Genomic DNA, 20,128 nt, shown 5'->3' with positions numbered 1-20,128 from the left:
CAGTTCTGCGGCAGCCTTGCCGAACAGCGTCGGGCCATATGTCTGTGGCATCGGCGGTGTGGGATATTCGGCCGAGCGTGCGCCTTCGAAGGGATTGCCGCCGGGCTGAATCGTGCCGTTGAGATTGCCGGCCTTGCCACTGGTTCCGCACAATACATCGAACTGCTGGTAGTACGGCTCGAGTTCCTCGTACGTTACGCCCCAATCCTGGACGGTCAGATCGTAATCGCTAACCGCTTTCTTGCCATAGCGTTGTTCGTTATGGCTCTTGGTCAGAAAATCCGAAGGCAGAAAGCGCCAGATCTGGCCATTCCAGTGCACGCCGCCACTGCCGACGCCTGTGCCAAGCAGGAACGAGCCAAGATGTCGCATCGGCAGTGCGGTCTGACTAGTGTTGTTGCGTATGGTCAGCGTGTCGTCGGAGACGTTCTGGAACAAGTGATGTCGCCACATGTAGCGCAGTTCATCTTGCGCAAAGCCAGTGGCAAAGTCGGTGGCCGTGTCGCGCCAGGGGCCGCGCTCCAGGGCGAGCACTTCCAACCCCGCATCCGCCAATTGCTGTCCCATGATGGCGCCGGTCCAGCCAAAGCCGACAATCACCGCATCGACAGGTTTCAAGCTCGTCGCCATGGTCAGCTCTCCCCATTCCAGCCAGCGCGCCCTTTGAAACTGACGGGCGGGAAGGGCACGGGTTCGCCATGTCGCGTTACCCATTCGCGATAGTCGTAATGCGCGCCGGGAAAGCCGATCATTTTCCAGGCGCCCATGTCCTTGTTGCCACCATAGATGGGATCGGAGAAATAGCCCTCCTTGGTGTTCTGCAGCAGCATGGCAAAGAACGTCTTTGCATCGACGCCATCTTCAAGCTGGATGGAGCCGCTCTCCATGCCCTTCAGCAGCTTGTCGCGATTGTCCTCGGACAACTTGGCGAAGTCCGCACCGTTGAAGTTTGCGTGCGTGTATTTGTCGATGGCCGCGATGGCCGCCCGGTACATTTGTGCGGGTGAGAAGCGACTTTGATATCCCTGTTCCGGCGCTCCCTTGGGCCAGGGTCCGCCCAGATAGTAATGATCTCCGCGGCCGAATGGTCCGGCCAACTGCCGATCCAGGAAGAACGGAACATTCGCTTCGACAGCGCCCGGTCCCAGTTCATCGTTCGGAATCAGGCGGCTGACCGCGGCTTCGATAAACGCGCGTTCGGCAGGCGTAAAAAACTTGAAGTCCGTGCCCGACACACCGGGCGGTTCGTCCGCCAATCCCTCGGTCCACGGAACACCGCCTTGATAAGTGCGTGGTGGTGCGCCGAGTTCACCGTCGCGGACTTTTGCACCCAATGAGCCCGCTACTCCGGCTCCGGCCGCGACAGCCGTGCTGATCAGGAAATGACGCCGACCAGAGACTGGCTTATCCATCGGACCCTCGCTTGAGCGCAAGACACCTTTTTAATATTTCTCTTGCTGCAGTGATGTCGTGGTGAAGGAGGGAGCGTGATGAGAAATATGATTTAAATCATTATTTTAATGGATTGATTTAAGGCGAATTCTCGTAATGTGAGCCGCTCTGGCATGGCTGGTGGCATTCCATGAGAGCTGTGCATTGGCGATGGGTGTGAATGGACAGCTACATTCGTTCGGCACCGAATTCCGCGTGCCCGTGCTCGACACTTTGACCTGGACAATTTCCGGGCGCCTGGATAAGTACCACGATGCCGGCAGCGCCGACATCGCCCGCACCTGGGGCACGGGCCTGGAATGGCGCCCGTTGGACGGACTGTTGCTTCGCGGCAGCTATGGCACCAACTTCAAGGCGCCGGACATGCAGGCTATCTACCTGTGCGGTTCTACGTCGCCGGTCGGCGATTACATCGATCCCTTGCAGTGTATCAATGCCATCAAACAGGGCCAGAACAACAACACCTGGTGCAACCTGGTACAGCGTCCGACCTCGCAGTACTACACTTTGTATACGAATGGCAGTCGCTTGTTGCTGCCGCAGACTGGCCACTCCTGGGCCTACGGTTTCGTGTGGCAGGTTCCCGGCATGCAGGGGCTGTCGCTATCTGCCGATTACTGGCACATGGGCGTGGACAACGCCATCCAATACCTCGACCAGAACACCGTGCTGTCGGCTGGCAGATCAATCCGGAGACCAGGCTGAAGCTCACCGTCTCCAACATCTTCGACAAGGTCGGCGCGATTCCTTACTATGCCGGCGGCTTAGACGGGGAATCGGATCGATGAACGATGCAGTCGGACCGGTGTTGAATAGGTCTCGCAAAGTCTATGGAATAATCCTCGGGACGTGTATCGTGCTGATTGCCCCTCACTTGGGCGTGCCCATGTTTCTGTATCCCGTGCTTGGGCTTGGGCTTTGCACAGCAATGCTACGTTACCAGGGACTCGGTTGGTCCGATGTTGGCTTCCGCTGGAAAACGTTCGGCATTGCCCCGTTGGTTGTCGGTGGAGCGTTAGGGCTGGCTTATGCCCTGGTGAATTACGCTGTCATCGGCCCCGTGCTTGCTCATCTGCTGACCGAACGGCCCGACTTTTCCGACTTCGCTTTCGTGCGTGCCAGCCTTTCCGGTTATCTGATGGCCCTGGGGCTGGCGTGGGTTATCGGGGGATTCTATGAAGAATTGCTGTTTCGTGGTTATCTCTACGACACGCTTCTACGTCACTTGCCAGCTTCGCGTTTGCGTTCCTTGCTTGCATTCACGGTAACCGCTCTGGTGTTCGCCGTGTACCACTGGCAGCTCGGCAGTTTCGGTGTGGTCAATGCCCTGGTGTTTGCTTTGCTTGCGGGCGCGATACGTTCGTTTTGGCCGGCTAATCTCTGGTACGTCATCGGTTTTCATGCTTGTGCCGACATGAGTGCGTTCACATTGATACGTTTCGGTTATCTATAAGCGCTAATTCCGATGTGCCTGCCTAAAAGGGCAACGCAGTTCGCCCTGGAGCCCCATCGGCTCCAGGGCTGAAATCGGTATAAGCCTGCTAAGCCTTGCTCGAGAGCCCTACCAAGCCAAGCCGAATCAGACTTTCGGCCGTGGCAACGATGGCCTCCTCGCTCGAACGCGGCGCCCAATCGAGCATGCGGCAGGCTTTCTCGCTCGTGGCATTCATATTCCTGCCGAGTAGTGTCGCTATGCCTCTCATTCCGGGGTTGCTGCGGGCGTAGAAGCGCACCAGCCAGTTGGGCAGTTCCCACCTCGGCACTTTATGAGCCGAAGCCCCCATGCGACGACGCAGAACCTTCGCCACTTCGATCAGCCACAGGCTATCGCCGGCGATTGCCAGAAACCGTTCGCCTTTGGCGTGGGGATGCGTCATGGCGCGCATATGCAAGTCCGCTACGTCCCTCACGTCGACAAAACCGCAATTCACTTTAGGACATCCTCGTTGACCATCGAGCATGTTCGTGATCATCCTTATCGAGTGCGAGTAATCCGGCCCCAATACCGGACCGAGCACGGCGGTGGGATTGACGACGGACAGTTCGAGTCCGCGCCCTTCGCGCTCGATAAATTCCCAGGCGGCGCGTTCGGAGAGGGTTTTCGACTTCTGATAGGGCCATACGTTACCAGTCAGATTGCTCCAATCCGTTTCGTCGAACGGGCGCTTCATGGAAGAGTGTCCGGCGCAAATGGCACCGAAGGCGGAAGTAAGAACTACCCGCTGCACGCCTGCATCCCGCGCAGCACGCAGAACGCGCAAGTTGCCGTCTACGGCGGGTCGGATCCAATCGTCCTCATGGGTGTGGTTGCCAGATGGCGTGGGAGAAGCGCCATGCAGCACATACGTGCAATCGGCGGCAGCATCGGCCCAGCCGAGATCCTCGCTCAAATCGGCAATGACAAAAGACAGGCGATCTCCCGGGTCGGCTCCGCCGGTCTTGAGGTTGTCCCGTACTTCCGACTCGCGGCTGGGCGAGCGGATCGTTGTCCGCACGCGGTATCCCTTCCCGAGCAGGGCGAGAATGCAGTGCTGCGCGATAAATCCTGTGCCCCCAGTGACCAATACCTGTTTTTCGTTCATGCCGATGTCCTAATTGACTGATCGTCAGGTTAGACATCGATTGCCGTACTGTGAATAATCAAAAGTACGATCTACTTGCGTGAAAGTACGGGCATGAGCGTCGATCCGTTCTCCGACATCCTCAGATTCACCAGAACCGAATCCCTGCTCACGGGCGGCTTTACGGCAGGCGGTGCTTGGGCGCTTCGTTTTCCGGCGCCGGACAAGATCAAGTTTTTTGCCGTGGTGAAAGGGCATTGCTGGGTTCATATCGAAGGTACCGCCGAACCTGTCTGCTTCGATACTGGAGATATCGGGCTGCTATCGGCAAAGCGCTCGTTCGTGCTGGCGAGCGACCTGGGCGTGGCCCCCGTGGATGCCATGAGCGTCTTTTCCGGGGCGGGGAAAGCAACCGCGCAATTAGGCGACGGCAACGACTTCGCCCACATCGGTGGGCATGTCCTGCTCGACCCGGCCAGCGGGCGGCTACTGTCGGATGTCCTGCCACCGTGGATACACGTGCCGGCCAGTTCACCGCAGGCAACAGCGTTTCGCTGGCTACTCGATAGACTGGTGGAAGAGTGCGCTACCGAGCAACCCGGTGGCCAGCTTGCATCGGCGCAACTGGCTCAGCTTCTTTTTATTCAGATACTGCGCGCTCATCTGAAAACGTCGGCCCCGAAGCCTGCCAGTTGGTTGCGGGCGCTGGGCGATCCACGTATTGCTCCGGCCCTCCGCTTGATGCATGACGATCCCGCATGCAACTGGGGGCTGGACCAGCTTGCCAGGGCATGTGCTATGTCGCGTACAACGTTTGCCCTCCATTTCAGGACGATCGCAGGCGTCGCTCCATTGACCTATCTCACACAGTGGCGCATGCACTTGGCTGAGCGCGCATTGCGCGAGGAGAAAAGTCCCATTGCCTCCATTGCCCAGAAGCTTGGGTATGCCTCGGAAAGCGCTTTCAGCAACGCATTCAAGCGGGTCACCGGCCAGGCGCCCAAAACCTTTCGATTGCCGAACGACCAGCGGTAATTATCGTTACCCGCCATTTCGACGGCGCGAGTATGTCTTCATGGCCTTTTGCGCTTCCTCATGGACCGAGATCCTACTGCGTAGAAACCTGTCAATGACTTGGACACAGCGAAAACGGATCCTATCGTTGTGGGAGCGACTTCAGTCGCGACAAGAACTTGCGATAAGGCACGATCGTCGCGACGAAAGTCGCTCTCACAGAATGCAGGTTTTTAGAGGTTCCCTTCAGTCCGATCGGCCCCTTCGTGCCACGGCGAGTTAAGAAACAGGGCATTGGCGTTCGACAGAACGCTTCTGCCTCAGCCTGTGTTGCTCGACGAGCCGGGGAAATAATCTGAATCTGACCATCGTCTCCCGAAGGGTCCCACAAAACGGGGGGACAGACAGGATCCCGACTCGTCCGGCAGACGCGACGGTGGACCGAATCGTTATTGACCCGGTCCACCATCATGCATCTTCGCCGCATCAGGTTTCGGGCGTCTTGCAAGGCCGTCTTAGTGCTCGATACCCATGCTGGCGAGGCTCGGATGCTGGTTACGGACGGGACTCATGCTTTCCAACAGGGCACCGAGATGCAGAATCGTCGACTCTGCCAGCCAGGGCGATACCAGTTGCACGCCGATCGGAAGACCATCGTGGCTTGTGCCGAAACGAAGCGAAAGGCCGGGTAGACCGGTGACACTGAGGGGAGCGGTCGCATCCATGACATGCAGAGACGAGACCGTCTGGCCGTTGATGACAAACTCGGCAGCATCGTGTGCATGTGCCGGTACCGGCGTGACCGGGCAGAGCAGCGCATCGTAGCGATGGAAGTACTGGGCGAATCCGTCTCGCATGACTTCGATCTGCTGCTCGGCGATAACGAAATCCTCGATGGCTGTATCGGGGGTATCGAAAACGCCCTGAACGTGCTTGTAGATGAGTTCCTCGTGGCCTGCGGTCGCTTCCTTGAAGGCCGGCTTGGTCTCCATGGCCTGGAGCTTCCAAAGAAGTTCAAGGGCATTGATTTGCTCGAGCACAGGGATACGCACCGGTTCTACGATAACTCCGGCACTCTTCAGCGCTTCGGCCGCTGCCTGCACCGTTGCTGCCACATCATTGTCCACCAGGCCAAAGCCAGGCTCGACAAGCCAGCCAACGCGGAGCGGTCGCTTCGGCGTGGTACCGACACCGGCATCGAGTGAGAGCGGACTCGTAGAGAATCCATCTGCGCCGTCCGGGCCTGCCAATAACGAGTAGGCAAGTGCCACATCGCGAACCGTGCGTGCCAGCGGACCGGCGTGCCAGAACCGGCGCGGCACGCGAGGCCAGATACCCGTCATGGGGATGCGTCCATGCGTTGCCTTGAGCCCGACGACGCCGGTCAATGCGGCCGGGCCACGGACGGAGATCGCGACATCGGTGGCAAGGCCGATCGGGGACATGCCCGCTGCGATGGCGGCGGACTCACCGCCACTTGAGCCGCCCGGCGTACGATCCTGGTTCCAGGGGTTCAACGTACGGCCCGAAAGCAAGTTGTCGCTTTCGATCCAGTATGAAAATTCAGGCAGATTGGTTTTTGCGAGCAGGATGGCGCCGGCTTTCTTCATGCGTGTAACGCTGGTCGCGTCGCTGTCGGGGATGCGTCCCTTGAAGATCGGCGAACCCAGCTGGGTGAGGACACCGGCGGTATCGAAAGAGTCTTTGGCCGTGAAAGGAACGCCGTGCAATGGTCCGAGCTCGTGGCCCGCCAGAACAGCGGCCTCGGCCGCCTTGGCGGCTTTCAGTGCGTTGTCGGCGACGGTAACGATGGCGTTGATGTTGGGGTTGGCCGCTTCGATGCGGTCCAGGTGCGCCTGCACGACCTCGACGGGCGAAACCTCCTTGGCGCGGATCATTTCGGCGAGCTTGGTCGCGTCTTGGTAAACAAGTCCGGAATTCATGGGTTTTCTCAACAAAGGCGAAAGGGAGGGTCAACAAGGTCGGGTGGCGCGCTCTACCTAACACTTGTTAGGGCGGAAGATACGCCCTATATTCGGGGCGAGTCAATACCTTTCGTCTCGGTCGAATTTGGCCCTGCTTACCGGTTTTGAGAGAATGACGAGGCAGGAATGCGGCCCATCTCTTCGAGGAAATGTTCGTGGAAAGCCATACAAACAAAAATTCCAAGGACACCATCGTCGATGCCGCAACGCGGATGGCGCAGGCTCATGGTTATGGCGGGCTGAACCTTCGCGCGCTGGCGGAGAATGTTGGCATCAAGGCGGCAAGCCTCTATCACCACTTTCCAAGCAAGGCCGACCTGGCGACCGCCGTAGCCAGGCGCTACTGGGAAGATGCCGCCGCAGGGCTGGAGGCACTCGCGGCACGGCTGCCGGATCCTGCCGATCGCCTGCGGAAGTATCCGGGTACGTTTCGCAAGGCACTCGAAAACGACAACCGGATTTGTTTGTGCAGCTTCATGACGGCCGAATTCGACGATCTTCCCGAGGTGGTCAAGAAAGAGGTCGAGAGTTTCACCGACGTCAATGTCGAGTGGCTGAGCCAGACACTCGTTGAGGCAGGGATTGTGGGCGCAAAAGATGCCAGCAAGCGAGCGCACGCTATTTTCGCAGCGGTCGCAGGGGCGCAATTGATGGCCCGCGGGCGCTCCGATATCAAGCTCTTCGATGTGTTGATCAAGAATTATCAGGCGGCAGGGTTGTTGCCGCCTTGAGCGTCGCCCCCGAATCTTGCTCAACCGGCTACCGGCTTTGCCGTATTGAACGCCAATTGGGCAGCGAAAGCCCGCTTGTACGCAGGACGTGCTTCGCCGCGAGCCACATACGCAGCCAAAGTGGGAAACTCATTCAAAATGCCCGATGGCTTGGTCCTGAGCAGCACCGAGACCATGACCAGGTCACCTGCGCTGAACGCACCATCCAACCACTCCGCATCGCCCAGGCGCGCCGCCAGTTGGCCCAACCGTTGGCGGACTCGATCGACGACCACCGGCAGGCGGTCCTTGGCCCAGGGGTAATCGCGCTCGGTAATCTTGGCGATGGATAAATCCAGAATCGGTGGCTCCACAGAGTTGAGCGCGGCAAACATCCAGGCGATCGCACGCGCCCTTGCGCCGGGGTTATCGGGCAACAAGCCGGCACAATGCGAGGCGATATGGAAAATGATCGCGCCCGACTCGAACAGTACGAGATCGCCTTCTTCGTAGGTGGGAATCTGGCCGAAGGGATGGGCGGCCAAATGTGCCGGTTCTTTCATCGCAGAGAATGAGACAGGGCGAACCTCGTAGGGCAGGCCCGCTTCTTCAAGCGCCCAGCGGACCCGCGTATCGCGAGCCAGCCCCATGCCGCCATCGGGCGATCGTTCGAAGGCAGTAATGGTGATGGACATGGGAATCTCCTGTCGTAGCGATTGCACAGTGTCATTTGGGAGGCGGACGTTTCTCGTCCAGTTCAACATGATGACGAACGAATTGCTGCCAAATCGACACAGCCGGCGAAGCGACTTCCGGTCCGCGCCCTGTTGCGGCTGAAGCCGGTCCCACAGAGATAGCTGCCTTTTCGCTAAGGATGGCGTTGCCGATCCCTGCTCATGGAAGGTTGTGGCGCATTTTCTTGCGCCCTTCGCTTCACGAAGATGTAGTCAGCGCAATGATCGCGAGATCCATTTCGATGATGCAGCGCAGACGAAGAATCAGCGTGCCGTAGCGGATGCCGTCGAGCCCCTTGGCATGGCCAGTCCCATCTATGCCGCCATGGTCGGCCTGGATGCGCCCACGGCGCGGTAGCGCTTCAATGCCCTATCTGACGAACAGTTTGCCAGCGCGCGCAGCGCGCTGGTGGACGATAGCCATTCGGTCATCGCCCGACGAGCATGCGCGTCGATCAACGCGATTCCAACGCCCACGCGACCACGACGGAGCTGGTTATTTACGGCGACGTCTCCTGTCGATATGAGCCTTGTCTTCGCATTCGCGCGCAATGTATCGGTCGACGCCAGTTACGGCGGCCAATTTGGTAACGGCGCCACGGATCAATCCGCGCATATGAGCTTGACTTGAGGCGGTGGCGGTCGTCGTGCTATCGATCGCATCGTGTGCCCGCAAGATATCAGGGTTCGGTTATTCGACCACGGAGTTTTCATGAGAAAGTTCATGGCAATGCAGATCCTGTCAGTCGTTCTGGCAGGCCTTTCTTTTGTTGCGGCAGCACAAGTGCCAGAGGCGAAGCCGGCGCCTTCGGCCGCGGATGTCCAGCGCATGCAATGGTTCAAAGATGCCAAGCTGGGCATTTTTATCCATTGGGGTATCTACGCCGTCGATGGCATTGACGAATCGTGGTCGTTCTTCAACGGGAAGATCGGCTACCCCGACTATATGAAACAGCTGCATGGTTTCACGGCGGCGCATTACGACCCCCAGGCTTGGGCCGACCTGATCAAGCGCAGCGGTGCGCGTTATGCAGTGCTCACCAGCCGTCATCATGACGGCGTGGCGCTGTGGAATTCCGCGCACGGCATCAATGTGGTCAAAGACACGCCGGCGGGCCGCGATCTGATAGGGCCTTTCGTGCGGGCGCTGCGCAAGGACGACTTGAAGGTAGGGCTGTATTACTCGCTGGCGGATTGGTCGTCGCCGGACTACGACGTGTTTACTCGCAAGGAGAAGCGTTATACCAACGACCCCGTACGATGGCAGCGATTCGTCAGCTATTACCAGGGCCAGTTACGTGAGCTGTCGCAGCGCTACCGCCCGGATCTGTTCTGGTTCGACGGCGACTGGGAGCACAATGCAAAGGAATGGCAGGCCAACAAGACGCGCGACATGCTGCGCAGCGACAACCCACAGGTCATACTCAATGCAAGGCTGCCGGAAAACGGCGATTATGCTACGCCCGAACAAGGCCCCCCGATCGCCCGGCCCTCGGATCGGTATTGGGAACTTTGTCTGACGACCAACGACTCGTGGGGTTACCAGCAGCGCGACCGCAATTTCAAGACACCGACGCAGGTGATCGGTCTGTTCGTCGACACGATCGGCATGGGCGGCAACCTTCTCCTCGACATCGGCGCTCGCGCCGACGGCACCTTTCCGCAGGAGCAGGTGGATATCCTCGATGCCCTCGGCCAATGGATTCATCGGTATCCCCAGGCGGTCTACGGCACCGATGCCGGTGTACCGAAGGATTACTACAACGGGCCGAGCACGCTCTCGGCCGATCAGCGCACGCTGTATTTGTTCGTCAACGGCAAACCGAATGGCCCGGTGCTTGTGAAAGGGTTGATAAACAAGGTTGTAGATGCCCGTCTGCTTGGCGGCAATACAAGTTTGAAGACACAGTTAATTGGCAACAGCGTGAATATCCCTGGGCTGCTTTACATCGACACGGCGGGGCAGGCGCTAGATCAGCACATGAGCGTGATCGCGCTCCAGTTGGATAGTCCGCTCAAGCTCTACAAGAAGCCGCTGGACGCAGCCGCGGGCAGTTGACTGTGCCGCAGTCCCAACGCCCCTTTTTGTGGGGCGCTGGGACGACGTCGGGAGCCTCGCCTTCAAGGGCCAGCGGCACCGAGCGCTGTAAAACATTCGCCAAGTGCTCTGACAACCATGAGCACCGATGCGTCCATGCCGACGCATTGTGCCGCCCATCGATCGATGGGGAAGGTCGCCAGATCGGGCTCATTGCCACCACGCCAGTTGGAGCTCTTTGCGAGGAGCTTGGTAAATATCATGTCGTCCTCACCGGCTTCCTCGATGGAATGAATATGATATTTGGTCAGGCCATCTCCATTGCCCGTCTGGAACATAAAACCATCGTTCCTGCTCGGCTTAAAGAAATAGCTGACTCCTTTGTCTCTCAGGCAGTCTTCCAGTCGGATCCACTGGGTGAGTGGAAGTGTATAAGCCATGGCTACCTCCGAAGGCGATATGCGATAGATCCGCGACGCGAGCACGATCGCTCCGCGGGTGTATCGGATGGACGCTCATTGGAGAGGAGTGTGAAGGTCGGTGCGACGTCGGCATCGACCCGTATTCACGCCATTTCCACACAAATGCATGCTAGCTTCACGCCGCTTTCGGGGGAATGCAGGCGTCTGTTTCGGTCGACCAAGAGGGGTTGAGGTGCTGCGTCGAGCACTGGTCGTCTGCTTTCGGCTTGCCACTGGATTGATTTGACTTGCTGGCTTTATGCCTGCGGGTCGGTTGCGCTTGAATGTTTCGAGCGTTTCCGTGTGGCTGCCATGTTTTCTCGCGATAAGCGCAGATCGATGATTTTCGGATGTATCTCATTCAATAATGAAAGGGGAATCTTATGCGCTTGAATAGTAATCGCCCAGGTTATTTTCTGGCATGCGGTATAACGTCGTTGATTGCCTTGTCCTACGGCGGTGCCGCTTTGGCTGCACCTGTTCATGGAAAGGCGCAAGTACGACTGACGCATGTCTTTGCGACGTTGCAGACCGGCGAGCAGGACAAGAAGCCCGAAGACGTGGCCGCGTGCCGCAAGCAGGTAGCGGCAGTAGACTCGCGGTATCTTGGTGTTACCGTCACAACACAGTATTCCATTGACGCGCAGACGCTGATCATGAGCGCGTCATCGTCGCTGCCGTCGCCTGTGGCCACCAAGCCGCTGCAGCTCACCATAAAATTGGCGCCGCTCGGTATTGCTGGCCAGTATGCTTTCGGCGCATTCCGTCCGGCGGCATTACCGAACAATTTCGTACTATTCTCGATCGGAACCGACTTCAAAGGCGCCAATTCGTCGATACTGGTTCTTAATGAAGGCAAGGATTACAACTGCCTGGTCAGCAGCGATCCCAATCCTTTCAATAGCGGGTTGGGAGAGAAATTTTCGGCTGGGCAGAAATAAGCTGCGCCGCGAGGAATGAAGCGGGAAGGCAAAAGCAGGCGTCTCCGGGAGCCTGCTTTTTTTAAGGGCAAGAGGACTGGAGTGGCAACGCCGCAAAGCATGAGATACTTATTGCGCCACCGTAGTCAGCCCAAACTTGTTGGCACGGATCTCGACTTGCGGATCGAGCGTTCGCCCGGCCGCGAGATCCGCATTGCCAGCATCCTTGTCGCCATGACGAAGTTCGGCGACGCCTAGACTATAGTGTGACCACGCAGACTGTGGCTGTTGTGCTACCAGTTTCTGGTATGCCTTGACTGAATCGGAGTAATTCCCCAGCCTCAGCTCGACCAGGCCAAGACCATTGAGAGAGAGCGGTTTTTCGCCGTCCCGCTTAATCGCCTTCTTGCAATCCTTGAGCGCTTCATTGAGCGCCTGATTACTAAGGGCGCGTGCCCAGCAACGCTCGGCTAGGGCATGGCCAAGCATAGCGTCATCGTCATGTAAGCGTATCCAATCGTCCAGCATAGGAAGCGCGTCCGCAGGTCGATCCAGCCTGATATAGAAGCTCGCCACAGCGTGTTGCAAGATTGTCCCCGCAGGGGCCAATAAACTGGCAGCCGCAACATCCGAAGCGGCTCCCGCGCGATCTTTAAGAGCGAAGCGAATCTGAGCCCGCATGAGTAGCGCAGTGGCATCCTTGGGATTCAATTCGAGCGCTTTGTCCAGATCGGCAAGCTCCTCGTTCGGCTGCCTCGCGATCTCATGTGCCTTGGCTCGCGCGGCATAATAGCCAGCCCTGTCGGGTGCCATGCGAATCGCTTCGTCGAAATCGGTCAGTGCCGCGGCAGTCTCGTCGCGAGACAAGTGCGCCTGGCCAAGCAGATAATAGTCGTTCGCGGTCCTGGGCTTGCTCTCGTCTTCGCCGGGCTTTGTATCGATATCGGTCTTGTCGCTGTCGACGGGTGCCGAGGCATAGGTAAATATACGCCCGCCGTTGTAAGTGAAATAGGCCTTCTTCTTGCTGTTGGCAATAAACATATGATGGGCAAGGACGAAGTCCACACCCAGAATCATATCGGTGTCGTCGGCCACTTTCCCATCGATGACGACCATCTGGCTGTGTTGGATCGTTTCCGTGCCAACAGAAAAAGAGTCGACATTCACGATCCAGGATTTGAGCGTTTTCTCGCCGATGCCGGTGCTGTTGCCTACTACTTTGACCGTAGGAGCGTTGAGGTCGATGCCTGCTTTCTCGGCTGCCTTGCGCCCCAATATGGTAGATACGGCCCCTGTGTCGAGCAGGGCGCGCAGCTCTTTTCCATGTATCGTTACCTTCATGAAGGTGCGCCGATCGTGTTCGCGAGTCGGTTCGATATCAGCGACATTGTATCGGCCATCTTTCGACCAGTAGGCGAGCGATGCCTTTTCGCAGTTATCTGCTTTGAGCAGCACTACCTTGCCATGCGCGAGATCGAGCTCCAGATCGGCGACATCGAGGAGATTGGCGCCAAGCAGTCCACGTCCTGCATCCGTGCCGCCGACGATAAAAGCGACGTTGTCGATAGTGGTGCCAAGAATGCCAAATCGCTTGACGCGGGTTTGCTGGACGCTGGCGCTACCGCCAATGCCACTAATACGATACCCCCATGGCATCGGCTCTAACTCAAGTCCCAGCGCTGAAGCATTAGCGTTTGACATGAAATTGAAGAATGCCCCGGTGTCCAGAATGAAGCGCGTGCTTACCCCATTGATTTTCACCAACGTCGTGGCACGGTCACCGACCATATTCACCTGAAGGGTTCCGTACTCCCTTAGCTTGCAATCATCGGCTACGGCTCGGCCCGCGAGCAAAGCGCCCAGGATCAGGCAGCAAAAACGCAGACACTTCATGATTCTCCCCCGTGTATAACTATCGAGCCATTGCGGCTGCGAAGCCGGAGGAATTATAGCTATCGGGAAGTGAGTGTGTTGGCGCAAAAAATTGCGCATCGATGTGAAATTCCACCGCCGATGTAAGGCAGCTGGCTATGAAGGGAACGGTGCGATTGCTGTCGAATTGCAGCGGCGCACTTTATTTTCGTCTGAGTTCATGCGTGGAATAGGAGTGGGGAGAGAAGCCATTGAGTATGTGGTGCGCTAATCCATGCTGTCGCCCATGACGACTTGCCGGGACGAAGATAATGCGGACATGCGCGACCGAGCGACTTAAGGTGATCCGTTAACTGATTGAACTGTAAGTATTTTTTAATATTGACATGCCAATGTGAGCCGGTCTCGATTAGCTGATGATTTGATTTATGAGACCGATTGACCATTATCTCATCGAGCTAGAAGGCTACACTGGGGTCGAGTCGTTTGGATTATCTCTCGACCCTCGACATTGGAGCCTTCAAAATCACGAAGGAACAGCCCGAATTAGCAGCTGGCAAGGAACCACAAGGACATCCATCCATGAGCGATCAACTGGAAGCGGAGCGCAAGCTGTTTGAGGTCGAGGCATCGCGCCTCGATTACAACTTGTATCAAGTCGGCGGCGGATACGAAGACGAATTTACTCAGGATGCCTGGACAATTTGGCGTGCTGCCCGCTTGCTGCCTGCTGTGGCGCCTGCCTTATCGCAGGACCTTGCAGGGGATTTGAGCGATCCTGCTCTGCCGAGTGTGCCAGCGGAGGTATTGGCCGAACTCGAACGACTCCAGGCGATCATCAACACCCCGCAGTCCGACGATTTCATCCGTGCGGTAAGCATCGAGTCCGAACATCAGCGACAACGCTGGGGTGTCGAGCATGATGCGAAGAAAACGCCAGCCGATTGGTTCTGGCTGATCGGGTACCTGGCCGGGAAGGCCTTGCATGCACACGCCGCAGGTAATGCGGAAAAGGCCGAGCACCATGTCATCACCACGGCTGCTGCGTGCGCAAATTGGCATCTTGCGATGTTTGGCAAGACAGGCATGCGACCAGGAATCGATACCGATACGCTCATCGCCGAGCATCGCAATGGAAATGCTTACGCTTAAAGGCCCCGTGCCTTCAAAGAGATCGCGACTGCTACGAGTTTTCGACAAGCCGCCATTACTGCTCGGTCGAAAACTCGTAGACGATCAGGTTGCGGTACTCGTGCCCAGGTTCCAGTCGCGCACTGCCGAATGACGGCTGATTGGGCGTGTCCGGGTAAAGCTCCGGCTCAAGCGCAAAGGCGTCGCCCTGGCGATATGCGTGGCCACTTGTGCCGACTGAGGTGCCATCGAGAAAGTTGCCCGAGTAGAACTGCAGTCCTGGCTGCGTCGTCTTCAAGGTGAGCACGCGGCCGGAGGCCGGGTCCGATACCCTTGCCGCCAGTCGCGGCTCGGAAGCCACGGCTCGACTGATCACCCAGTTGTGATCGTAGCCCCGGCCGTTAACCAGTTGGAGTTCGCTGCCGGTGCGAATATCTCGACCGATCGGCTTACCTTTTCGAAAATCGAATACCGTGCCCGCAACGCTCCGTATTTCGCCAGTCGGAATCGAGGTCGCATCGATCGGCAGGTAGCTGTCGGCAAAAATCGTGAGCTTTTGATCCATCACGCTGCCGGAACCTTCGCCAGATAGATTCCAGTAAGCGTGGTTGGTCAGATTGACGATGGTGGTGCGATCCGTCGTTGCGCGATAGTCGATGGATAAGCGGTTGTCGGCGTCCAGCGTATAGGTTGCCTTGACGGTGAGTTTGCCTGGGAAGCCCATGTCGCCATCGGGGCTCACATGCGTCAATGTAACGCTGGCGCTATTGGCGTCGTGCTTGACTTCGCCGATGGTCCAAACTGCCTTGTCGAAGCCTGTCGTACCGCCATGCAGGGCGTTGGGGGTGTCGTTGACCGGCACATCGTAAGCGTGCCCATCCAGGACGAAGTGGCCCTTGGCAATACGATTCGCATAACGTCCGACGCTGGCGCCAAAATACTGCGGCTTCTTGATGTAGCTGTCGAGAGACGCATAGCCTAGTGTGATATTGGCAAATTTGCCGTGGCGGTCCGGTACCGACAACGATTGCAGGGTTGCGCCGAACGAAAGGATGCGCGCAGTTACACCATGTGCATTGGTGAGAACGACAGCGTCCACGCGAGAACCGTCGGGCATCGTGCCGAACATCTCACGCTTGGCATCGACGGCAGCGTGAGCGCTTGCAGCTGCCACCAAGAGGCACAGCATCGAACTTATCCGACCAGGGCATCGCATCACTCTTTGCCTCTCTTAGCTGTGTCAGGGAAAGCACATCCAACCATATTGTAGGATTATGGCGCAAGCGTGGATTTTAGGGCCCTCATACCCATGGCGGCTTACGAAGAGGTAGGCTCGGCCCTTTGTGACCGTCAGTCCGACAATCCAACCGGGGAATTCGATGCGCAAGAAGCAATGGGCAGGGTGGCTCTGGGTCGGCGTGGCGGTCGCGTTGTTTCCTGCGCAAACAGCTTTTGCGGCCACGCCGCCTTCCGCAGAACCTGTCATTCAGATCGAGGATGTCGAGCGGTTCTATCGACTCTATGACGTTACTAGAGGGCATCCTACGGCCGATCAGCTACAGCATGATTACCTCGACGCAGGCACGGATGGCCTGCATGAGTTGGCCAAGGTCAGAAACGTCACTGGCGCCTCCATCGAGGCAAACCTGGTCAAGCACCCGGAGGTTTATTCGGATGCCAAACGCTGCACCGGGGCGCTACCGCGCGTGCGACAGCGGCTCAAAGCGTCATTGCTGAGATTCGGCGAGCTGTATAACGACGCGCGTTTCCCGCCAGTCACCATCGCCATTGGCCGAGGTAAGCCGGTAGGCGTCGGGAGTCCGGTCTCGGGTGTCCAGATCGGCCTTGAGGCCCTTTGTGCCACTAACTGGCTGAATCCCAACGTCGAAGATCGATTCGTCTACGTGATTTCTCACGAATACGTACACGTTCAGCAGGTGCGAGAACTGGTCGACGATGAAAATCCCACCGTATTGGAGATGTCCTTGATAGAGGGCGCCGCTGAATTCGTGGATGAGCTCATTTCCGGCGACGTATCGTATTCGCAGCTCAGAGCCGTAACAAAAGGGCATGAGAAAGAGATCGAAACGGCCTTTCAGGCGGATATGCAAAAGCGCGACCTATCTCATTGGCTTTACAACAGTACTTCGGAAAAGCCTGGCGATCTGGGCTATTGGGTCGGCTACCGCATCGTCAAAGCCTATTATCTGAAGGCGACCGACAAGCGCCAGGCGTTGCGTGACATTATCGGCATGAAGGATCCGAATGCATTCCTGGTCGCGAGTGGCTGGCACCCGGGTATGAAATTCTCTAGGCACGAGGGCAGGGTGCATAAATCATGAGCGCCTACATTCAAGATGACGACCTGGCGCACCTCACCACTCACGGCGTTCCCTCGTTTCCCACGCCAGCCACAAGCGGGTATGCCAGCAACGAAAACGCTCGTATCTGGTATGCCAGCTTTGGTGCGGGCCCTCCGGTTATCCTGTTGCACGGCGGTCTTGGTAACGCGGGCAACTGGGGGTATCAGGTTCCCGCATTGGTCGAGGCGGGCTACACGGCGATCGCAATCGACAGTCGGGGCCAAGGACGTTCGACGCGCGATGCAAGACCTTACAGCTACGAGCTCATGGCCTCCGATACCCGCGCCGTGATGGATGCGCTTGGCATTGCCAAGGCCCGCTTCGTCGGTTGGAGCGATGGTGCCGATATTGCCCTTGTCCTGTCACGCCAAACGCCAGATCGCTCCGCCGGCGTGTTCTTCTTCGCCTGCAATGTCGACAGCACGGGCACAAAGCCCTTCCAGTCCTCGATCGCGATCGAGCGTATCTATAGTCACCACGTCAAGGACTACGAGGCGCTTTCACCCGTGGTGGGTGGCTTTGAGGCCATGCGCGACGATTTAGGTGTAATGCAGGCCGGCCAGCCCAATTATGGCCCTGAACAGCTGAGGGAGATCGCCGTTCCGGTGTGGAGCGTCCTGGGTGAGCACGATGAGTTCATTGAGCGCGAACACGCCGAATATATCGCCCGCAGCATCCCTGGCGCTCGGTTCGTCTTGCTGCCCGATGTCAGCCACTTCGCGCCATTGCAGCGCCCGGAAGCTTTCAATCGTGTGATGCTGGAATTTCTGCGGCAGCTCGCGCCGGCTGCGGGAGTCGATCAGAATCGGCGATAGTTCGAATGGGCGCGATCGGAGTAACGTCGCCTGGTTTTTTGCGTGCAGGGCCGTCCACTCTCCCGTAGCCAAGGGAGAGGGGCGGTCTGCGCAAGTGCTAAGCACCGGGGCCTGCCACACCCGGCTCCCTTTCGCCTGGTTCTGCCGGGGGCGGCCCCGCAAGATTCGTCACAAGCAATGATTACGGAACCAGCACCCAGCTGACCTGCTGCACATTCGGCGGTGGGGGCAACTGCGTCCCCTTCGCCGAATAGCCGTATGCGTAGATCGCGCTGTCTTGCATGGAGAACGAGTGCATCGGAAGGGCCTTGCAGACGACATCGTGCGACGGCAGTACTCCGGTGTGGAGATATCCGAACTCCGCAGCAGTTACGCAAGCATTGTTGTCGAAGATCGCGCCATGCGTTACGGCATTGTCGATGAACACCATCGGTGTCGCGCCGCCGTTCCACAGGCGGTTCACCAGGGCTTCCGCGTACGGCGTGGACGGATCGAATTCCCCCTGGACCATCAGGCCACGTACCTTTGTGCGCAGCTCAAACACCGGATCGATAGCCGGTGCCCATGGCCATCCCTGGCACTGGTCCACCAGAGTGGTCTCACCGACCGCCCAGTATCTGCGGGTATCGGCGATCTTGCGGGATGCGCTGCGCCGGTCCGTCGAGCCGGAATCGTTGCACTGTAAAGCCGCGCTCATCGGGTTGAAGCTGGGTAGCACGCGCAGGTCGGCATAAGTCGCTCCGGCCATCTGCTCAGCCGTCGCGATATGCGCCGGATCGCCATCCAGGGCGTTGGACATCGCGCTCAACGAGGGCGCCACCAGCAGGTCCCAGAAGATCCACATCCCCGTACCGTCCAGCGCCCCGAGGGCCTGGTCGGGCGTGACGCTACCCATGCGATGGTGCGAGGTAGCCTGGTAGATCCGCTGGAACGTCGTCAGCACCTGCTGCGGCGTCGTCCCCATGTGGAACTGATCGTTATGTCGCGCAATAAACGGAATGAAGGCCTGCTGCACGTTCAACTGATCCATCGACATCCGTAGCAGTGCCTGCTGCTGCCAATCCAGGTGCGACCAGTTCATATTGCTGTCGAGCACCACGCGCTCGAACTTGTCCGGGAACATGCGACTGGCATACGCCATCAGGCCTGTGCCGCTGGAGACGGCAAACAGGTCCGCATGGGAAAAACCCAGGATGCTACGCACTAGATTAAGGTCGCGCACGTGGTTGGGCGTGTTGATGCCCTTGAGGAAAGCCGCGTTCTGCTTCAGGCAGGCGCTCATCGAGCGATTCCACCAATCCTGTTGCGCCTGCATGCTGGCCGGGGTTGGATTGCGGCTATCGCCATCCATGAAGTTCTCGGCGCCACTGCGTGCGGCATAGTTGCAACTGACCTGGGTGCCCATGCCGTCGCTGACACCTCGCAGATCGACGCCGATCACCAGATGGTCGACCTGCAGCTGCGGCTGCCGTTGCTCGAACATCTCCGCCATCGATGCGCTGGAGTTATCCGGGCCGCCGCCGTTCAACAGCAGCAATCGGCTATAGGCCGGCGAATGAAGCGGCCTGGAAATGCCGATGGTTATGTCGCCCTGATCCGGGTCGGCCCAGTCGTTGGGTACCGTGATCAGCGCGCACTGGATGGTGCTTCCATCGGTGAACAGCGACGGCGGGCAACTGCGCCAGTTCACCGATTGACGGTAATACTTGGCATAAGCTGGATCGCCGCTGTGATCGTCGATGTCGTGGGCGCTGGCCAAGCCCGAGGCCGAGCATATCGCGCAACCGAGTACCACGGCCAGCTTGCGCACAGACAACGTAAGAAGCTTCATTCAGATGCACCTCGATCGCTAGTGGCGCGCGAAGCGCAGCCAGAAACAGTGCGCAGACGAGTGCACCTTGCCGGACCGTCGCCCGGCGTCGTCCGATACACTCGACTGCGCGGCCCCTGCCGGTCCCCGATAGTGGGCTGCCGAGGCGCGACCTTCCCTGATCGACGCCCCGTCAGCCGTGGCATGATCATCTTCAGGCCAGCCGGGATCGTAAATGACCGGTCGCGGACTTTTTCGATGT

General features: G+C 58.3%; 17 protein-coding genes and 1 pseudogene. 9 read left to right on the top strand and 9 right to left on the bottom strand.

Annotated features, from left to right (window positions below):
- Both VIM98_RS07065 and VIM98_RS07060 read right to left on the bottom strand, forming a co-directional pair.
- Positions 1-630 (bottom strand): annotated as a pseudogene (locus VIM98_RS07065) (GMC family oxidoreductase); the annotation flags it as partial.
- 2 nt (positions 631-632) lie between these two features.
- The gene (locus tag VIM98_RS07060) at positions 633-1,412 is read right to left on the bottom strand and encodes a gluconate 2-dehydrogenase subunit 3 family protein (RefSeq protein ID WP_331992394.1); all 780 of its coding nucleotides are present in this window, start codon (positions 1,410-1,412) and stop codon (positions 633-635) included.
- A gap of 160 nt (positions 1,413-1,572) precedes the next feature.
- Here VIM98_RS07060 and VIM98_RS07055 point away from each other — a divergent pair, with 160 nt between their 5' ends.
- Positions 1,573-2,157, top strand: coding sequence for a TonB-dependent receptor domain-containing protein (locus VIM98_RS07055; RefSeq protein ID WP_331992393.1), 585 nt, complete (start codon positions 1,573-1,575; stop codon positions 2,155-2,157).
- Positions 2,158-2,308: 151 nt separating this feature from the next.
- Positions 2,309-2,905 (top strand): CPBP family intramembrane glutamic endopeptidase, encoded by a 597-nt coding sequence (locus VIM98_RS07050; RefSeq protein WP_331992392.1) that lies wholly within the window; start codon positions 2,309-2,311, stop codon positions 2,903-2,905.
- A gap of 88 nt (positions 2,906-2,993) precedes the next feature.
- Here VIM98_RS07050 and VIM98_RS07045 read toward each other — a convergent pair whose 3' ends face one another.
- Entirely contained in the window at positions 2,994-4,034 is a 1,041-nt protein-coding gene (locus tag VIM98_RS07045) for an aldehyde reductase (RefSeq protein ID WP_331992391.1), read from the bottom strand.
- Between the two features lie 93 nt (positions 4,035-4,127).
- Here VIM98_RS07045 and VIM98_RS07040 point away from each other — a divergent pair, with 93 nt between their 5' ends.
- Positions 4,128-5,048: an AraC family transcriptional regulator gene (locus VIM98_RS07040; protein WP_331992390.1), complete on the top strand. Its 921-nt coding sequence runs from the start codon at positions 4,128-4,130 to the stop codon at positions 5,046-5,048.
- Positions 5,049-5,542: 494 nt separating this feature from the next.
- Here the strand turns inward: VIM98_RS07040 and VIM98_RS07035 are convergent, their stop codons facing one another.
- Entirely contained in the window at positions 5,543-6,970 is a 1,428-nt protein-coding gene (locus tag VIM98_RS07035) for an amidase (RefSeq protein ID WP_331992389.1), read from the bottom strand.
- Positions 6,971-7,161: 191 nt separating this feature from the next.
- On the opposite strand from VIM98_RS07035, the gene VIM98_RS07030 reads away from it, so the two are divergent.
- A complete protein-coding gene (locus VIM98_RS07030) occupies positions 7,162-7,743 on the top strand; it encodes a TetR/AcrR family transcriptional regulator (protein WP_331992388.1) in 582 nt (193 codons plus the stop codon).
- Positions 7,744-7,763: 20 nt separating this feature from the next.
- On the opposite strand, the gene VIM98_RS07025 is transcribed toward VIM98_RS07030, so the two are convergent.
- Positions 7,764-8,417: a glutathione S-transferase family protein gene (locus tag VIM98_RS07025; RefSeq protein WP_331992387.1), complete on the bottom strand. Its 654-nt coding sequence runs from the start codon at positions 8,415-8,417 to the stop codon at positions 7,764-7,766.
- Positions 8,418-9,168: 751 nt separating this feature from the next.
- Here VIM98_RS07025 and VIM98_RS07020 point away from each other — a divergent pair.
- On the top strand, positions 9,169-10,515 hold the full coding sequence (locus VIM98_RS07020; RefSeq protein ID WP_331992386.1) for an alpha-L-fucosidase: 1,347 nt from the start codon (positions 9,169-9,171) through the stop codon (positions 10,513-10,515).
- A 62-nt stretch (positions 10,516-10,577) separates the two neighbouring features.
- On the opposite strand, the gene VIM98_RS07015 is transcribed toward VIM98_RS07020, so the two are convergent.
- A complete protein-coding gene (locus VIM98_RS07015; RefSeq protein ID WP_331992385.1) occupies positions 10,578-10,934 on the bottom strand; it encodes a hypothetical protein in 357 nt (118 codons plus the stop codon).
- Between the two features lie 404 nt (positions 10,935-11,338).
- Between VIM98_RS07015 and VIM98_RS07010 the strand changes: the two genes are divergently transcribed.
- Positions 11,339-11,896 carry a hypothetical protein gene (locus VIM98_RS07010; protein WP_331992384.1) on the top strand — a complete coding sequence of 186 codons (558 nt, stop codon included), beginning with the start codon at positions 11,339-11,341 and terminating at the stop codon, positions 11,894-11,896.
- A gap of 108 nt (positions 11,897-12,004) precedes the next feature.
- On the opposite strand, the gene VIM98_RS07005 is transcribed toward VIM98_RS07010, so the two are convergent.
- Positions 12,005-13,768, bottom strand: a complete 1,764-nt coding sequence (locus VIM98_RS07005; RefSeq protein ID WP_331992383.1) for an aspartyl protease family protein — start codon at positions 13,766-13,768, stop codon at positions 12,005-12,007.
- Positions 13,769-14,233: 465 nt separating this feature from the next.
- On the opposite strand from VIM98_RS07005, the gene VIM98_RS07000 reads away from it, so the two are divergent.
- On the top strand, positions 14,234-14,899 hold the full coding sequence (locus VIM98_RS07000) for a hypothetical protein (RefSeq protein ID WP_331992382.1): 666 nt from the start codon (positions 14,234-14,236) through the stop codon (positions 14,897-14,899).
- Positions 14,900-14,954: 55 nt separating this feature from the next.
- Here the strand turns inward: VIM98_RS07000 and VIM98_RS06995 are convergent, their stop codons facing one another.
- Entirely contained in the window at positions 14,955-16,067 is a 1,113-nt protein-coding gene (locus VIM98_RS06995) for an aldose epimerase family protein (protein ID WP_331992381.1), read from the bottom strand.
- Between the two features lie 190 nt (positions 16,068-16,257).
- Here VIM98_RS06995 and VIM98_RS06990 point away from each other — a divergent pair, with 190 nt between their 5' ends.
- Together VIM98_RS06990 and VIM98_RS06985 are read left to right on the top strand one after the other, a co-directional pair.
- Positions 16,258-17,220 carry a DUF2268 domain-containing putative Zn-dependent protease gene (locus VIM98_RS06990; protein ID WP_331992380.1) on the top strand — a complete coding sequence of 321 codons (963 nt, stop codon included), beginning with the start codon at positions 16,258-16,260 and terminating at the stop codon, positions 17,218-17,220.
- The gene (locus tag VIM98_RS06985) at positions 17,217-18,056 is read left to right on the top strand and encodes an alpha/beta hydrolase (protein WP_331992379.1); all 840 of its coding nucleotides are present in this window, start codon (positions 17,217-17,219) and stop codon (positions 18,054-18,056) included. The genes VIM98_RS06990 and VIM98_RS06985 overlap by 4 nt, the downstream gene beginning before the upstream one ends.
- A gap of 181 nt (positions 18,057-18,237) precedes the next feature.
- Here VIM98_RS06985 and VIM98_RS06980 read toward each other — a convergent pair whose 3' ends face one another.
- A complete protein-coding gene (locus tag VIM98_RS06980) occupies positions 18,238-19,887 on the bottom strand; it encodes an alpha/beta fold hydrolase (protein WP_331992378.1) in 1,650 nt (549 codons plus the stop codon).
- Positions 19,888-20,128: the final 241 nt, after the last annotated feature.

Source organism: Dyella sp. (assembly GCF_036568765.1).
Taxonomy (GTDB): Bacteria; Pseudomonadota; Gammaproteobacteria; order Xanthomonadales; family Rhodanobacteraceae; genus GSA-30.
Note: the sequence above shows the minus strand (reverse complement) of the source record. Positions and strands in the feature narration are given on the sequence as shown.

What these genes read in the sequence shown, in the direction of transcription:
- VIM98_RS07060 (WP_331992394.1), bottom strand. Translation starts at nt 1,412, where the DNA reads ATGGATAAGCCAGTCTCTGGTCGGCGTCATTTCCTGATCAGCACGGCT.
- VIM98_RS07020 (WP_331992386.1), top strand. Translation starts at nt 9,169, where the DNA reads ATGAGAAAGTTCATGGCAATGCAGATCCTGTCAGTCGTTCTGGCAGGC.
- VIM98_RS07015 (WP_331992385.1), bottom strand. Translation starts at nt 10,934, where the DNA reads ATGGCTTATACACTTCCACTCACCCAGTGGATCCGACTGGAAGACTGC.
- VIM98_RS07040 (WP_331992390.1), top strand. Translation starts at nt 4,128, where the DNA reads ATGAGCGTCGATCCGTTCTCCGACATCCTCAGATTCACCAGAACCGAA.
- VIM98_RS06980 (WP_331992378.1), bottom strand. Translation starts at nt 19,887, where the DNA reads ATGAAGCTTCTTACGTTGTCTGTGCGCAAGCTGGCCGTGGTACTCGGT.
- VIM98_RS06995 (WP_331992381.1), bottom strand. Translation starts at nt 16,067, where the DNA reads ATGCTGTGCCTCTTGGTGGCAGCTGCAAGCGCTCACGCTGCCGTCGAT.
- VIM98_RS07025 (WP_331992387.1), bottom strand. Translation starts at nt 8,417, where the DNA reads ATGTCCATCACCATTACTGCCTTCGAACGATCGCCCGATGGCGGCATG.
- VIM98_RS07005 (WP_331992383.1), bottom strand. Translation starts at nt 13,768, where the DNA reads ATGAAGTGTCTGCGTTTTTGCTGCCTGATCCTGGGCGCTTTGCTCGCG.
- VIM98_RS06985 (WP_331992379.1), top strand. Translation starts at nt 17,217, where the DNA reads ATGAGCGCCTACATTCAAGATGACGACCTGGCGCACCTCACCACTCAC.
- VIM98_RS07030 (WP_331992388.1), top strand. Translation starts at nt 7,162, where the DNA reads ATGTTCGTGGAAAGCCATACAAACAAAAATTCCAAGGACACCATCGTC.
- VIM98_RS07010 (WP_331992384.1), top strand. Translation starts at nt 11,339, where the DNA reads ATGCGCTTGAATAGTAATCGCCCAGGTTATTTTCTGGCATGCGGTATA.
- VIM98_RS07045 (WP_331992391.1), bottom strand. Translation starts at nt 4,034, where the DNA reads ATGAACGAAAAACAGGTATTGGTCACTGGGGGCACAGGATTTATCGCG.
- VIM98_RS07035 (WP_331992389.1), bottom strand. Translation starts at nt 6,970, where the DNA reads ATGAATTCCGGACTTGTTTACCAAGACGCGACCAAGCTCGCCGAAATG.
- VIM98_RS06990 (WP_331992380.1), top strand. Translation starts at nt 16,258, where the DNA reads ATGCGCAAGAAGCAATGGGCAGGGTGGCTCTGGGTCGGCGTGGCGGTC.